General features: G+C 72.9%; 12 protein-coding genes. 4 read left to right on the top strand and 8 right to left on the bottom strand.

What is annotated here, in order from left to right; all coding sequences use genetic code 11:
• Window positions 1-97 precede the first annotated feature (97 nt).
• Window positions 98-2,134: an acetate--CoA ligase family protein gene (locus M8542_RS04605; RefSeq protein WP_257918721.1), complete on the bottom strand. Its 2,037-nt coding sequence runs from the start codon at window positions 2,132-2,134 to the stop codon at window positions 98-100.
• Entirely contained in the window at window positions 2,131-3,282 is a 1,152-nt protein-coding gene (locus M8542_RS04600; RefSeq protein ID WP_257918720.1) for an acyl-CoA dehydrogenase family protein, read from the bottom strand. The genes M8542_RS04605 and M8542_RS04600 overlap by 4 nt, the downstream gene beginning before the upstream one ends.
• Window positions 3,283-3,404: 122 nt before the next feature.
• Here M8542_RS04600 and M8542_RS49835 point away from each other — a divergent pair, with 122 nt between their 5' ends.
• Window positions 3,405-4,169: an IclR family transcriptional regulator gene (locus M8542_RS49835; RefSeq protein WP_276585959.1), complete on the top strand. Its 765-nt coding sequence runs from the start codon at window positions 3,405-3,407 to the stop codon at window positions 4,167-4,169.
• Between the two features lies 1 nt (window position 4,170).
• Here M8542_RS49835 and M8542_RS04580 read toward each other — a convergent pair whose 3' ends face one another.
• From M8542_RS04580 to M8542_RS04570, 3 genes are all read right to left on the bottom strand, one after another.
• Window positions 4,171-4,881 carry an MBL fold metallo-hydrolase gene (locus M8542_RS04580; RefSeq protein WP_257918719.1) on the bottom strand — a complete coding sequence of 237 codons (711 nt, stop codon included), beginning with the start codon at window positions 4,879-4,881 and terminating at the stop codon, window positions 4,171-4,173.
• A gap of 292 nt (window positions 4,882-5,173) precedes the next feature.
• Window positions 5,174-6,286: a PheS-related mystery ligase SrmL gene (gene srmL, locus M8542_RS04575; RefSeq protein WP_257918718.1), complete on the bottom strand. Its 1,113-nt coding sequence runs from the start codon at window positions 6,284-6,286 to the stop codon at window positions 5,174-5,176.
• 215 nt (window positions 6,287-6,501) lie between these two features.
• A complete protein-coding gene (locus M8542_RS04570) occupies window positions 6,502-7,014 on the bottom strand; it encodes a DinB family protein (RefSeq protein ID WP_257918717.1) in 513 nt (170 codons plus the stop codon).
• Between the two features lie 44 nt (window positions 7,015-7,058).
• Between M8542_RS04570 and M8542_RS04565 the strand changes: the two genes are divergently transcribed.
• The 3 genes from M8542_RS04565 to M8542_RS04555 all read left to right on the top strand — a co-directional run bounded on the left by M8542_RS04565 (window position 7,059) and on the right by M8542_RS04555 (window position 11,392).
• Window positions 7,059-7,895 carry a DMT family protein gene (locus M8542_RS04565; protein WP_257918716.1) on the top strand — a complete coding sequence of 279 codons (837 nt, stop codon included), beginning with the start codon at window positions 7,059-7,061 and terminating at the stop codon, window positions 7,893-7,895.
• A gap of 78 nt (window positions 7,896-7,973) precedes the next feature.
• The gene (locus tag M8542_RS04560) at window positions 7,974-9,644 is read left to right on the top strand and encodes an ABC transporter ATP-binding protein (RefSeq protein WP_257918715.1); all 1,671 of its coding nucleotides are present in this window, start codon (window positions 7,974-7,976) and stop codon (window positions 9,642-9,644) included.
• The gene (locus M8542_RS04555) at window positions 9,641-11,392 is read left to right on the top strand and encodes an ABC transporter ATP-binding protein (RefSeq protein WP_257918714.1); all 1,752 of its coding nucleotides are present in this window, start codon (window positions 9,641-9,643) and stop codon (window positions 11,390-11,392) included. Before M8542_RS04560 ends, M8542_RS04555 begins: the two co-directional genes overlap by 4 nt.
• A gap of 410 nt (window positions 11,393-11,802) precedes the next feature.
• Here M8542_RS04555 and M8542_RS04550 read toward each other — a convergent pair whose 3' ends face one another.
• From M8542_RS04550 to panD, 3 genes are all read right to left on the bottom strand, one after another.
• On the bottom strand, window positions 11,803-12,012 hold the full coding sequence (locus M8542_RS04550) for an MbtH family protein (protein WP_257918713.1): 210 nt from the start codon (window positions 12,010-12,012) through the stop codon (window positions 11,803-11,805).
• A gap of 11 nt (window positions 12,013-12,023) precedes the next feature.
• Window positions 12,024-13,046 carry an ABC transporter substrate-binding protein gene (locus M8542_RS04545; RefSeq protein ID WP_257918712.1) on the bottom strand — a complete coding sequence of 341 codons (1,023 nt, stop codon included), beginning with the start codon at window positions 13,044-13,046 and terminating at the stop codon, window positions 12,024-12,026.
• A 97-nt stretch (window positions 13,047-13,143) separates the two neighbouring features.
• Complete coding sequence (gene panD / locus M8542_RS04540) at window positions 13,144-13,554, bottom strand: aspartate 1-decarboxylase (protein ID WP_257918711.1); 411 nt, start codon at window positions 13,552-13,554, stop codon at window positions 13,144-13,146.
• Window positions 13,555-13,558 lie beyond the last annotated feature (4 nt).

The following is a 13,558-nucleotide window of genomic DNA, read 5'->3' as shown; positions in this document are numbered from 1 at the left end:
TCTCCCGGGGACGGGGATGTTCGGGATTTGCTGCCCCGAGCTTCGAGCCGGTTCCCCGGGAAGTCAATCGGTGCCCAGTCCGTGAACTCGGCGTGTTTCAGCCCGTGGAACGGACGATCACCGCGTCCACCGCCCGGATACCGTGGCGGAGCACGAGCAGCGGGTTCACGTCCAGCTCGACCAGGCGATCCGCCTCGGAAAGGGCGTAGGCCGCCACGGATTCGACCGCGTCGAGCAGGGCGTCGAGGTCGCCGGGCGGGCGGCCGCGGTGGCCGTCGATCAGCTTCCGGGCTCTCAACCCGTGGATCGCCGCGGTGAAGTCCGCCCGGGTGGCGGGAAGCAGCACGGTCGCGGCGTCGGCGAGCAGTTCGACGAGGGTGCCGCCGCTGCCGAGCGTCAGGGCGAGCCCGAACCGCGGATCGGCCCGCACGCCGACGATCAGTTCGGCGACGACGCCGGTGACCATCCGCTCCACCAACAGCCGCGGGGAGATTTCCCCGAGTTCCTTCGCCGCGAGCCGGACGGCCTCGGCGTCGCGAAGGTCGAGCCGCACCGCGCCGGCCTCGGTTTTGTGGGCCAGTTCGGCCGAAACCGCCTTGAGCACCACCGGGTAGCCCAGTGCTTCGGCTGCCTCGACGGCGCCTCGGGGGTCGGTCAGCAGGGCTTCGGGTATCGGCACTCCCGCTCGTCGGAGGTCCTGTTTGGACTCCCATTCGTCGACCTGGACGGTCGCGCCGGTCGCCGTCGACACGGCGAGCGGGCCGGGCCGGGCGAGCCGGGCTTGCCCGGCCCACGCCGCGGCCGCGATCGCGTCGAGGCACTCGCCGAGTCCGTGCATCGGGGCGATGCCCGCTTCCAGGAGCCGCCGTGCCCGTTCTTCGGGCAGGTTCTCCGGCAGCGTGGCCACGACGCTCGCCGGCGCGCCCGTCGTGCGCGCGGCCCGGACGAAAGCGTCCACTGTGGAGTCGAAAGCGCCGGTCCGGCACCGGTCTTCACGCGGGAAGTCCAGCACCAGCAGGTGGTTGTCGGCGCCGGCGCCGAGCAACGCCGTGAAGCACTCCTCTTGCGCGGCGGCGTCACCCCAGATGTAGGTGTGGTAGTCGAGCGGGTTGGCCACCTCGACGCGGTCACCGAGGACGGCCCGCAGCCGCTCGCGGACCGGCCGCGGCAGTCCGGGCAGACGCAGGCCGCGCTCTTCCGCGGCGTCCGCGACGAGCGCGGCCTCGCCGCCCGAGCAGCTGGCCGACACCAGCGACGGGCCGTCGAGGGGGCCGTGGACGTGCAGGAACTTGAGCGTCTCGACCAGCGCGGGCAGGCCGGGCACGCGCGCGATCCCGGCGTGGGCGAACAACGCCGAGCACAGCGCGTCGGAGGTGGCCAGTGCGCTGGTGTGGCTGAGGGTGGCCCGGGCGCCCGCTTCGGAGGTCCCCGACTTGACCGCCACCACCGGCACCCCGCCGGCCAGTGACCGCCGGGCCGCCGCGGCCAGCCCGGCCGGGTCGTCGACGGCTTCCAGGTACAGCCCGATCGCCGTGACGCGCGGGTCCGCGGCGAGCGTGTCGACGAGTTCCGGGACGCCGGTGACGGCGGCGTTCCCGATCGTCACCAGGCAGGCGAGCGGGAGGCCGCGGCGCTGCATGGACAGGTTGTGCGCGACGTTGCCGCTCTGGCTGAGCACCGCCACGCCGCGTCCGGTCCGGTGCCCGCCGTGCTGCTCGGGCCAGAGCGCGACGCCGTCGAGGTAGTTGACGAACCCGAGGCAGTTCGGGCCGAGCAGCGCGAGGTCGCCGGCCGCGGCGGCCAGCTCGGCCTCCAGCGTGGCGTCGCCGGCTTCGGCGAACCCCGAGGCGTGGCAGACCACACCGCCGGCGCCCACGCGGGCCAGCTCGCCCACCAGATCCACAGTGGACCTCGCGGGCACGGACAGGAAGGCGGCGTCGGGCACGCCAGGCAGGTCCGCCACCGACGGGAAGCACGGCAGCCCGGCGAGGACGCGCCGCCGCGGGTGCACCGGCCAGATCTCGCCGGCGAAGCCGAGTTCCCGGGACCGCACCACCACCGCCTCCGCCGCCGCGGCGCCGCCGGCGACCACCACGCGCCGGGGGTTCAGGAGGCGGCGGAGCCCGGGGTTCACGCGCCCAGCGGCCGCAGCAGCGACCGCGCGATGATGTGCCGCTGGATTTCGCTGGTGCCGTCCCAGATGCGCTCGAGGCGGGCGTCGCGCCAGAACCGTTCGACGCGGGTTTCGGCCATCAGGCCGAGCCCGCCGAACACCTGCACGGCCTGGTCGGTGATCCGGCCGAGGGTCTCGGAGGCGAACAGCTTGGCCATCGCGACGTCGCGGTCGGTCAGGCGCCCCTGGTCGAAGTTCCACGCGGCACGCAGGGTGAGCAGCTCGGCGGCGTCGAGCTCGGTCGTGAGGTCGGCCAGCGGGAAGGCGATCCCCTGGAAGCGCCCGATCGGCTGCCCGAACTGTGCGCGCCGGGCAGCCCACCCGGTGGTCAGGTCCAGCACGCGCCGGCCGCGGCCGACGCAGGTGGCGGCGACGGACAGTCGGGTCGAGCCGAGCCATGCGTTCATCAGCTCGAAGCCGAGGCCTTCCGGGCCGAGGCGTTTCCCCGTGGGCACGCGGACGTCGTCGAAGATCAGCTCGCACGTGTGGTAGCCGCGGTTCGAGACGCAGCCGGCGGCCTTCCGGACCGTCACGCCCGGCGTGTCGAGGTCGACCAGGAACCCGGTGATCCGCTTCTTGCCGCTGTCCTCGACGCCGGTGGCCGCGAAGAGGATGACGAAGTCGGCGACGTCGGCGTGGCTGATGAAGTGCTTGCCGCCGGTGATGACGTAGTCGCCGCCGTCGCGGACCGCGCGCGTGGTCATCGACCGGACGTCGGAGCCGGCGCCGGGTTCGGTCATCGCCAGGCAGTCGACGCGCTCGCCGCGGACGGTCGGCAGCAGGTACTCCTCGCGCTGCGCGCCCTCGCAGCCGAGCAGGATGTTGCTCGGCCGCGCGACCAGCGCGTGCAGGGCGTAGGACGCCTTCCCGAGCTCGCGTTCGGCGAGGGCGACGCCGACGCCGTCGAGACCGCCGCCACCGAGTTCGGCGGGCATGTTCGGGGCGTAGAGCCCGGCGTCGAGCGCGCGTTTCCGGATCTGCGCGGCGAGCTCGGCCGGGACCTCGTCGAGGCGCTCGACCTCGTCTTCGTGGGGGTAGAGCTCGGTCCGGACGAAGGCGGCGACGGTGTCGGCGATCATCCGTTGCTCGTCGGTGAGGGCGAAGTGCATGGCCTACCTCCGCGTTGCATAATGTGCGGTGGTCGTTCGTAATGCGCGACGGTACGGACGGGCCGGGCGAGCCGTCAAGCGTCCGAACGGGCGCTCGCTACGCTGCCCGCCGAGGAGGCCAGATGGAGGAGCGGGGCAACGGGCGCGTCCAGTCCGTGGATCGGGCGGTCGCGCTCGTGCACGCGGTGGCCGACAGCGGGCCGCTCGGCGAGACGGCGGCGACGCTGGCCGAACGCTGCGGCCTCAACCGCGCGACGGCGTGGCGCCTGCTGGCGACGCTCGAACACCACGGCGTCCTCGAGCGCGACCCGGGCAGCAACCGATACACGATCGGCCTCGCGGTCGACCGGTGGGCGGCGGGCGCCGGCGTGGACGGGCTGGTCCGGCGGGCGCACGAGACCGTCGTGTCCCTTTCGGACCGGACCGGGGAGACGGCGAACCTGGCCGTGCCCCGGCAGTTCGGACTGACCTATGTGGACGAAGCGGTGCCGTCGGCGGTGCTTTCGGCGCGCTGGCTGGGCTGGCAGGCGCCGCTGCACGCGACGTCGACGGGCAAGGCGTTCCTCGCCGGGCTGCCGTGGTCGGAGGTGGCGGCGCTGCTGCCGGCGGAGCTGACCCGCTACACCGACGAGACGATCGTCGACCGCGACCGGCTGCGCGTCGAGCTGGGTGTGGTCCGGGAGCGGGGGTACGGGCTGAGCGTCGGCGAGATGGAGACGAACCTGTACGGGGTTTCGGCGGCGGTGTTCGACCGCCGCCGCCGGCCCCTGGCGGTGGTGAGTGTGTGGGGGCCGCTGACCGCGGCCGCGACGCCCGCGCGGTTCGCGGAGCTGGGGGCGCTGGCCACCGAGGCGGCGGCGTCGATCGAGGCCGCCGTCTCGGCGTGAGTCAGCCGCCGAACATGACCTTCCACTCGTCGAGCGACCGCGGCCGGTAGACGAAGTTGGTCCGCTTCACCTCGGACAACGCGGCCGACGGCTCAGCCGAGTACTGGTGCCCGGGGTAGACGACGGGGTCGCCGGCCAGCCCGGCGAGGGCCTGCAGGCTGCGGTAGATCTCCTCGGCGTCCCCACCGGGGAAGTCGGTGCGGCCGCAGCCTTCGAGGAACAGCGTGTCGCCGGAGACGAGCTTGTCCTCGACGAGGAAGCACTGGCTGCCTGGGGTGTGGCCGGGGGTGTGCAGCAGCCGGATGGGGATGGCGCCGACCTCGAGGACGTCGTCGTGGTCGTGGGCGCGCAGGTCGGTGTCGGAGACCCCGGTGACGCGCTTGACCCACTCGCTCTCGGCGCCGTTGACGTGGATCGGCACGGGCTTTTCGGCGAGCAGCTCGGCGATGCCCGGCAGCTCGAAGCCCATCATCGCGCCGCCGACGTGGTCGGGGTGGTGGTGGGTGGCGAGCACCCCGGTGAGCCGCATGCCATCGGCCTCGAGCACCCCGAGCAGATCCTGCACGGCGTAGGCGGGGTCGACGATGACGGCGTCCTTCGTCTCCCGATCCCCGATGAGGTAGGCGAAGTTCACCATCTGCGTCGCGACGGGATCCCCGACGGCGAAGTCCCGCCCGGCGAGCAGCTGCCGGAAGTAGAGCCGATCTGCCATGGCCACACCCTACGGGGCAGGCCGTACTTGCTCGGAGCCGCCGTCTTCAGGAGTCTCACCCTCCGCTCGAAAGCGCTCGACCGTATCCGTGCAGACTCCGAGGAGTACCAACGGCTGTCTGCACTGCATGCGGACGAGGCTGAAGCCGTAAAACAACTGGTCGCCAGCACGATCGAAAGCGCCCAGGCTCACGCGGAGCGACCTGCGAAGCGCCAACAATGATTGTTTTTTCTTGCCGGCCTCTTCTCCTCGATCCCCCTCGGGGTCGGGGTGAACTTCCTCTACGACTTGATCAGGCATCAAGATCGTTCGTCGCCCACTGGTGGACCGTCCCCTGGTGCAGGGCCGCGTAGACCCGGTCGCGGAGCACGTTCGCCTCCGCGTCCGACAGGGTCCGGTCGAGGGGCCGCAGCACCAGGCGGATCAGGAGGTTCTTCTGGTGCGGCCGCGCGCCGAGACGCTCGCGGGCCCGCGCGGGCAGCTCCGCGTACGGCGTCTCCTGCCGGATGTCGACCGATTCCACCACCTCCGCGTCGGCGCCCAGGGCGTCGCGGACCCGGTCGCCCAGGTTCTCGGCCTCGTCGCCGGCCGGGACCGCGATCGAGAGGTCGCGGCGGATCGCCGGCAGTGCCGACACCGGGCGGTACGGCGAAAGATCGGTGAGCTGGCCGGCGACCGCCGGGTCCGGTGAGCGCAGCAGGCGGATGTCCGGGATGCCCTTGCGAAGCATCAGCATCCGGTCCAGGCCCAGGCCGAGGGCGAGGCCGGACCAGCCGTCCGCCAGGCCCGCCCGGGCCAGGACGGCGGCGTGGGCCAGGCCGCACTCGGCGATCTCGACCCACTCGCCGTCGTGCTCGACGTCGAGCTGGGCTCCGTCCACTGTGTACGGATGGCGGCGGTCCTCGAGGCGCCACCGCCGGTCCGGGACGAGGGCGGCCACCATCTCCTCCAGGTCCGCGCGCGTCATCGTGCGCCGGGTGACGCGCCAGAGGTCGAGCTGGTGCGGGGTGCCGGTGTGCAGCCGGTCGATGCTGTCGCGGCGGTAGACCAGACCCGCGCAGACGAGCAGGACGTCTTCGGCCGGGCTCGCGGCCAGGGCCCGGAGCGCGGCCGGGACCAGCGCGCTGGAGTGGCTGCGCAGCACGTGGTCCGCGTCGACGTACCGGGTGTAGCGCGCGTCGCGCGTGACGTCGGCCGGGTCGTAGCCGAGGTTGTCGTAGTTGTCGGCGACCGTGACGATCCGCTCGCCCGGCCGCCGCCGGACGGCGCAGCCCCACCGCGCGGCCAGTGCCGAGACGGCCCGGTCGACGACGAGCTGGATCGCGTGCGGCCCGGCGGCCGGGTCGGTCAGGTCCCGGACGGCGAGATCGCGGGCGAGCTGGGCCGGGGTGAGTGTTTCGGGCATGAAGGACCTCCTGGGTGAGTCGGGCTGGTCGGGGGCAGCCCCCTGGCCCGGACACCCGGTGAGGTCAGCGCGTGCGCGTCACGGCGAAACCGGACGCGGCACCGGAACCCACTGGCGCTCATGCAGGGCCAGGGGGCTCGTAAATCGGCGGCACGCGACCATGAACCCAGGCTAACGCCGCCGTCACGCGGTTTTCCCGCCCGCGACCCCCGCGCTCACTCCCCCACCTCCCCGTCCGCCAGCTCCCGCAGCAGGTCCAGGTGCCCCAAGTGCCGCGCGGTCTCCTGGACGACGTGCGCCACCACCCACCGCACGGTGAACTCCCCGCGCCGCCGCGTCCGGTCGTCCGGGCCCAGCCCCCGCAGCGACTTCTCGGCCCGGGCCCACTCGGCCCGGTACGCCGCCACCACCGACGCAGGAGTGTCCGATGGCGACAGATCCCAGCTCGGATCCGGCGACCCCGCCCACAACGACGGCAGGTCCGCACCGCCGGCCTCGATCGACAGCCACCAGCGCTCGACCGCCGTGAGGTGCTTCACCACCCCCAGCGCGCTCAACCGCGGCGACGTCGGCAGCGGTGTCGCCGCCGCCGGCGAAGGCGGCAGCCCCGCCAGCTTGTTCACCGCCGTCGCACGCAGGAACTGCAGGAAGTCCAGCTGAAGGCGCAGTTCGTCGGCCGCCAGGCGAGCGGGCCAGCGACGGTGCGCCTTCGAACTCGTGTTCGACATGACCGGAACGTACCGCACGCCACCGACAAAATAGAGTGACCGGCATGTGGTGGGGACTGCTCTGCGCCCTCGGGGCGGCATGCGCGTACGGCGTGGCTTCGGTGATGCAGGCGGTCGCCGCCCGCGCGACCGACACCGGCGGCGACGGCGTCGACCCGAAGCTGCTGGTGCGCGTCCTCGGCCAGTGGAAGTTCGTGCTCGGGCTGTCGCTGGACTTCCTCGGCTTCCTCGCGCAGATCGTCGCCCTGCACGTGCTGCCGCTGTTCGTCGTGCAGGCCGCGCTCGCCGCGAGCCTGGCCGTGACCGCGGTCGCCGCGCGGTTCCTCGGCGTGCGGCTCGGCAAGCGGGAATGGCTGGCCGTGGGCGTCGTGTGCGCCGGGCTCGCCCTGCTCGGCGCGGCCGCCGAAAGCGAGGGCTCGGACCCCGTCGGGCTCGGCTTCCGGCTCGTGCTCATCGGGGCGGTCGCGGTCCTCGCCGTGGCCGGGATCGTCGCGGGCAAGACCGGCCGCCGGGTACGGACGCCGGCGCTCGGGCTCGTCGCCGGGCTCAGCTTCGGCGTCGTCGCCATCGCCGGGCGGATCATCCCCAGCCTCGCCCCGCTGGACCTGCTCACCGACCCGGCCACCTACACCGTCGCGGTCGCGGGCGGGATGGCGATGCTGTTCTACGCGACGGCGTTGCAGCGCGGCAGCGTCACCACGAGCACCGCGATGATGGTGCTCGGCGAGACGGTGTTCCCGTCGCTGGTCGGCGTCCTCGCCCTCGGCGACCGCACGCGGCCCGGGTTCGCCGTGGTGGCCGTCGCGGGGTTCGCGCTCGCCGTCGCGGCCGCGCTCGCACTCGCCCGCTTCGGGGAACCGGCCACCGAAACTGTCAACTGAGACGAAGGCAACCGTGTTCCCGTCAGTCGTTTACTTAGACTAGCCTTACCTATCCAGACGTAGGACAGGGAGGCGCGGGTGAGCACGACGGGACGGGAAGTCCTCCGCCGTTCGATCACCGGGCAACGACGATCGGTGGCGCTCGCCGCGCTGCTGACCGCGTGCCACCAGGGCGGTGAGGCTTTGGTGCCGGTGGTGATCGGCGTGGTGATCGACCAGGCCGTCGCGGGCGGTTCGGCAGGCACGCTGGTGATCTGGCTGGCGGTGCTCGGCGTGCTGTTCGCCGCGCTGTCCACCAGCTACCGGCTCGGCGCCCGCTTCGGCGAACGCGCTGCCGAGCGCGCGGCCCACGAACTGCGCCTCGACGTCGGACGCCGGGTGCTGCACCCCGGCGGCGGCGCCGAAGCCGGCAACCTCGCCGGTGAGCTGGTCAGCATCGGGACGTCCGACGCGAAGCGCGTCGGCCAGGTGAACGGCGTCGCGCCCTTCGGCGTGGCGGGCCTGGCCGGGCTGCTGGTCAGCGCCGTCGTCCTGCTGACGATGTCGCTGCCGCTGGGCCTGCTCGTGCTGCTCGGCACCCCGCCGATGCTGTACCTGGCGCACCTGATCGGCAAACCCCTCGAGCGGCGCAGCGAAGCCGAGCAGGAACGGTCCGCGTTCGCTTCGGGTGTCGCGACCGACCTCGTCGCCGGGCTGCGGGTGCTGAAGGGTGTCGGCGCCGAACGCGCGGCCGTCGACCGCTACCGCCGCACCAGCCAGGACTCGCTGAAAGCGACGCTGCGCGCGGCCCGTGCCCAGGCCTGGCACAACGGCGCACTGCTCGCGCTGACGGGGATCTTCATCGCCGTCGTCGCGCTCGTCGGCGGCAACCTCGCGGCCGCGGGCGACATCAGCGTCGGCGACCTCGTCGCCGCGGTCGGGCTGGCGCAGTACCTGATCACGCCGTTCTCGATCTTCGCCTGGGTCAACGGCGAGCTCGCGCAGGGCCGGGCGTCGGCCGCGCGCATCGCCGACGTGCTGAACGCGCCGCCGGCCGTCGACGCCGGAGCGGGCACGCTGCCCGCCCCCGCCGCCGGCCACGTGCGGCTGTCGGCGCTGAGCCGCGGCGCGCTGCGGGACGTCGAGTTCGAGGCTCGCCCGGGCGAGCTGCTCGGGGTGGTGGCCACCGACCCGGCCGCCGCGACCGACCTGCTCGACTGCCTGGGCCGCGCCGCGGACCCCGCGACCGGCTCGGTCTCGGTCGACGCCGTGGACCTGTCCACTGTGGACCCCAGCCGGGTCCGCGAGGTGGTGCTGGTCGCCGCGCACGACGCCGACCTGTTCGCCGGGACCGTCGCCGAGAACTTCGAAACCGGGCCGAAGGCGGGCGAAGCGATGACCGCGGCCGCCGTCGACGAGGTGGTGAGCGCGCTGCCCGACGGCGTCGCCACGGCCGTCACCGAACGCGGCCGGTCGCTTTCGGGCGGCCAGCGCCAGCGGGTCGCGCTGGCGCGGGCGCTGTCGGTCGACGCGCCGGTGCTCGTGCTGCACGACCCGACGACCGCCGTCGACACGGTCACCGAGGCGCGCATCGCCGCCGGGCTGGCCGAACTGCGGCGCGGCCGCACCACCATCCTCGTGACCACCAGCCCGGCGCTGCTCGCCGCGACCGACCGCGTCGTGCTCCTCGACGACGGCCGGATCGCCGGCGAGGGCAGCCACGCCGACCTCGCGGGCCGGGCCGACTACCGGGCGGCGGTGCTCTCATGACCCGTGAACTCCTCCCCGTGGCCGACGGCCGCCGGATCCGCGCCGTCGTCGGCGAGCTCCTCGGCCGGGCGACGGGCCGCACCGCGGCCGCGTTCACGATGCTCGTCGCGGCCACCGCGATCGGCCTGCTCACCGCTCCCCTGCTCGGCCGGATCGTCGACCTCGTCGCGACGCGCCATCCCGCGTCCGAGCTCGTCGTTCCCGTGGTGGGCCTGGTGCTCGTCGCGCTGGCGCAGGCGGTCGCGACCGCGATCGGCGTGTCCATGGTGGCGCGCCTGGGCGAGACGATCCTGGCCGAGCTGCGCGAGCGCTTCGTCGAACGCGCCCTCGGGCTGCCGCTCGAACAGCTCGAACGCGCCGGGTCCGGCGACCTCACGACCCGCGTCACGAACGACGTCTCGGTGGTCGCCGAGGCGGTGCGGCAGGCACTGCCCGAGCTGGGCCGGTCGGTGTTGACGGTCGTGCTGACGCTGGGCGCGCTGGCCGTGCTCGACTGGCGGTTCCTGCTGGCCGCGCTGGTGGCCGTGCCGATCCAGCTCTGGACGGTGCGCTGGTACGTGCCGCGCGCGAAGCCGTTGTACGCCAGTCAGCGCGAGGCCGTCGGGGTGCAACAGCAGCAGCTGCTCGACACCATCGGCGGCGCCAAGACCGTCCGCGCGTTCCGGCTCGGTGACGCCCACCTGGACCGGGTGCGGAAGCGGTCGGACACGGCCGTCGAGCTGGCACTGCGCGGGATCCGGCTGGTGACGCGGTTCTACGCGCGGCTCAACCTGGCGGAGTTCGTCGGGCTGTCGGCCGTGCTGGCGATGGGGTTCCTGCTCGTCGGGGCGGACGCGGTGACGGTCGGTGTCGCGACGGCGGCGGCGTTGTACTTCCACAGCCTGTTCGGGCCGATCACGACGGCGCTCGCGCTGGTCGACGACGCCCAGGCGGCCGCGGCCGGCCTCGCGCGGCTGATCGGCGTCGCCGACCTGCCCGCCGACGCGTCGCCTTCGCGGCCGGCCCGCCCGCTGGACGCGTCGGTGAAGACGGCGGCGGCCGGCTATTCCTATGTGGACGGCCACCCGGTGCTGCGGGACATCGACCTCGACGTCGCGCCCGGTGAGCGGGTGGCGCTGGTCGGGGCGAGCGGGGCCGGGAAGACGACGCTGGCCAAGCTGGTCGCGGGCATCCACCGGCCGGCTTCGGGGTCGGTGACGCTCGGCGGGGTGTCCCTGGACGAGCTGGGGCCGGAGGAGACCCGCCGGAGTGTCGCGCTGATCAGCCAGGAGGTCCACGTCTTCGCGGGCCCGTTGGCGGACGACCTGCGCTTGGCGCACCCCTCGGCGTCCGACGCCGATCTGCGGGCGGCGCTGGCCAAGGTGGGGGCGCTGACCTGGGTGGACAGCCTGCCGTCCGGGCTCGCGACGGTGGTCGGCGAAGGCGGTCACCAGCTCACGGTGACGCAGGCGCAGCAGCTGGCCCTGGTCCGCCTGGTGCTGGCGGACCCACCGATCGCGATCCTCGACGAGGCGACGGCCGAGGCGGGCAGCGCGGGTTCCCGAGTCCTCGAGTCGGCCGCCGCGGCGGCCCTCGAAGGCCGCACGGCGCTGGTGGTCGCCCACCGCCTCACCCAGGCGGCGGCGTCGGACCGCATCGTGGTCCTCGACGCGGGCGCGGTGGTGGAGTCCGGCACGCACGAGGAGCTGGTCGCCGCGGGCGGTCGGTACGCAAAGCTGTGGTCGGCATGGTCAGGCCAACGCGCCTGACGCCGTGTCGTCCCGCCAATCACGAGTGATGCCCCGCCAATCACACCCGATACCCCTCCAGACACACGTGATGCCCCGCCAGACACACGAGCCGACCGTCCAAGCACGCGAGCCGACTCCCCAAGCACGCGAGCCGACCCTCCAGGCACGCGAGCCGACCTTCCCGAACGCGGGATCCGCGTGATCCGGAGCGGATCTCGCGTGATTGAAGACGGAACTCGCGTGATTGGAGGCGGAACTCGCGTGCTTGAAGGGGCATCTCGCGTGCCTGGGGAGTCGGCTCGCGTGATTGAAGGGGCATCTCGCGTGTCTGGAGAGGCATCTCGCGTGATTGGAGGGGCATCACGCGCGGCGACGTGCGAAAGCGCCGGGAGCCCCCGATGGCTCCCGGCGCTTTCCCGGCCAGGTGGCTAGGCGTCCATGGCGTCGGCCAGGGACTTGGGGCGCATGTCCGTCCAGTTCGCTTCCACGTGGTCCAGGCACTCCTGGCGGCCCGCCGGGCCGAACGCGGTCGTCCAGCCGGCCGGGACGTCGACGAACTCCGGCCACAGGCTGTGCTGGTTCTCCGCGTTGACCAGCACCAGGTACGTGCCGGCCGGGTCTTCGAACGGGTTGGTCATGCCAGGCCTCCTCAGGCGGTGATGTCCGTGCGGGCGCCCTTGACGACCTCGGTCAGCTTCTGGATGACCGGGGCCGCGAGCACCGGGTTGAACCGGGGTTCGGTCGACCAGTCGGCGAGCTGGCCGGCCTTGACGGCGGGCACCTGCGCCCACGTCGGGATCGCCGCGAGCTGCTGACGCGACAGCGCGAACGTGCGGCTGTCGGTCAGGATCAGGTCCGCCGGGTACTTGCCCGCCTGCTCCCAGCTGAGCGTCTCGAAGTAGTCGTCCGGGCCGGCGCCGTCGACGATGTCCAGGCCGAGCTCGCGGTAGTAGGCCAGGTCCGCGAAGAACTCCGGCTTGCAGACGTACATGTTGTCCTTGTCGCTGGACACCACGAGCACCCGGAGGCCCGGCTTGGCCTTGATCGCCGCTTTGAGGTCGTCGGACGCCTTCTGAAAGTCGTCCTTGCCCTTCTTGATGACGTCGGAGTTCGCGTCGCCGCCCAGGGCCACCGCGAGCTGCTCGAAGCGTTCGATCACCTTCGGCAGCGTGACCTTGTACTCCGACATCGCGACGATCGGGGCGATCTGCTGCACCTTGGGGCCGAGGTCGTCCTTCAGCACCCACAGGTCGGTCGGCTTGGTCCCGGTGAGCCCGGTGACGACCAGGTCGGGCTTGAGCGCGGCGAACTTCTCCATGCTGAAGTCGTCCCAGGCGTTCCCGATCGAGGTGACGGCGTTCAGGTCGATGTTGCCGGCCTGGATCTCCTTCTTGCCGTCCGCGGTCTTCTGCGGGCCGAACACACCGACCGGGCGGACGCCGTAGTCCCACAGCGCCGCGGCCGAGCTGGCGTAGGCGACCACGCGGGACGGCCGCTGGTCGCGAGTGGCCTTCTGCCCGCGGTCGTCGGTGAACTCCCACGGGCCCGACGACGCGGCGGGCTTGTCCTCGCCGCTCCCGCACGCGGTGAGGGCGGCGGCCGCCGCGAGGCCACCGGCCCCGATCAGGAATCCACGCCGGCTGAGCCCGGCAGCGCCTTGAAACACGGACATGAGAACCTCTCACCAGACTTTAGGGTAGGCACACCTTATTTAGGTGAGGCTGCCGAAAGCAACTGTCGCGACCGACCTGTGTCCACCCCCACCTGCGTCAATTCCGGCCCGAAAGCTGGGCTTGCGCGCCCGGCACCGGCTCGGCCGGGTCGTGTCCCAGGTGGACCTGCCGGTTGTCGGCGTCGACGTGCACCACGCGCGGCCGGTGCCCGGCCCGCTCGGCCTCGTCGACCTGGGCGTAGGTGATGATGATGACGAGGTCGCCGGGGTGCACGAGGTGCGCCGCGGCGCCGTTGACGCCGATCACGCCGGAGCCGGGTTCGCCGGTGATGGCGTAGGTCTCCAGCCGGGCGCCGTTGGTGATGTCGACGACCTGGACGCGCTCCCCTTCGACGATGTCCGCGGCGGCCATCAGGTCCGCGTCGATCGTCAGCGAGCCGACGTAGTGCAGGTCGGCCTGCGTCACGGTGGCCCGGTGGATCTTGGCGTTCATCAGAGTGCGGTGCACGTCT

Origin of the sequence: Amycolatopsis iheyensis, from assembly GCF_024703995.1 — a bacterium.
Classification (GTDB): Bacteria; Actinomycetota; Actinomycetes; order Mycobacteriales; family Pseudonocardiaceae; genus Amycolatopsis; species Amycolatopsis iheyensis.
This window is presented reverse-complemented; position numbering and strand designations above follow the sequence as displayed.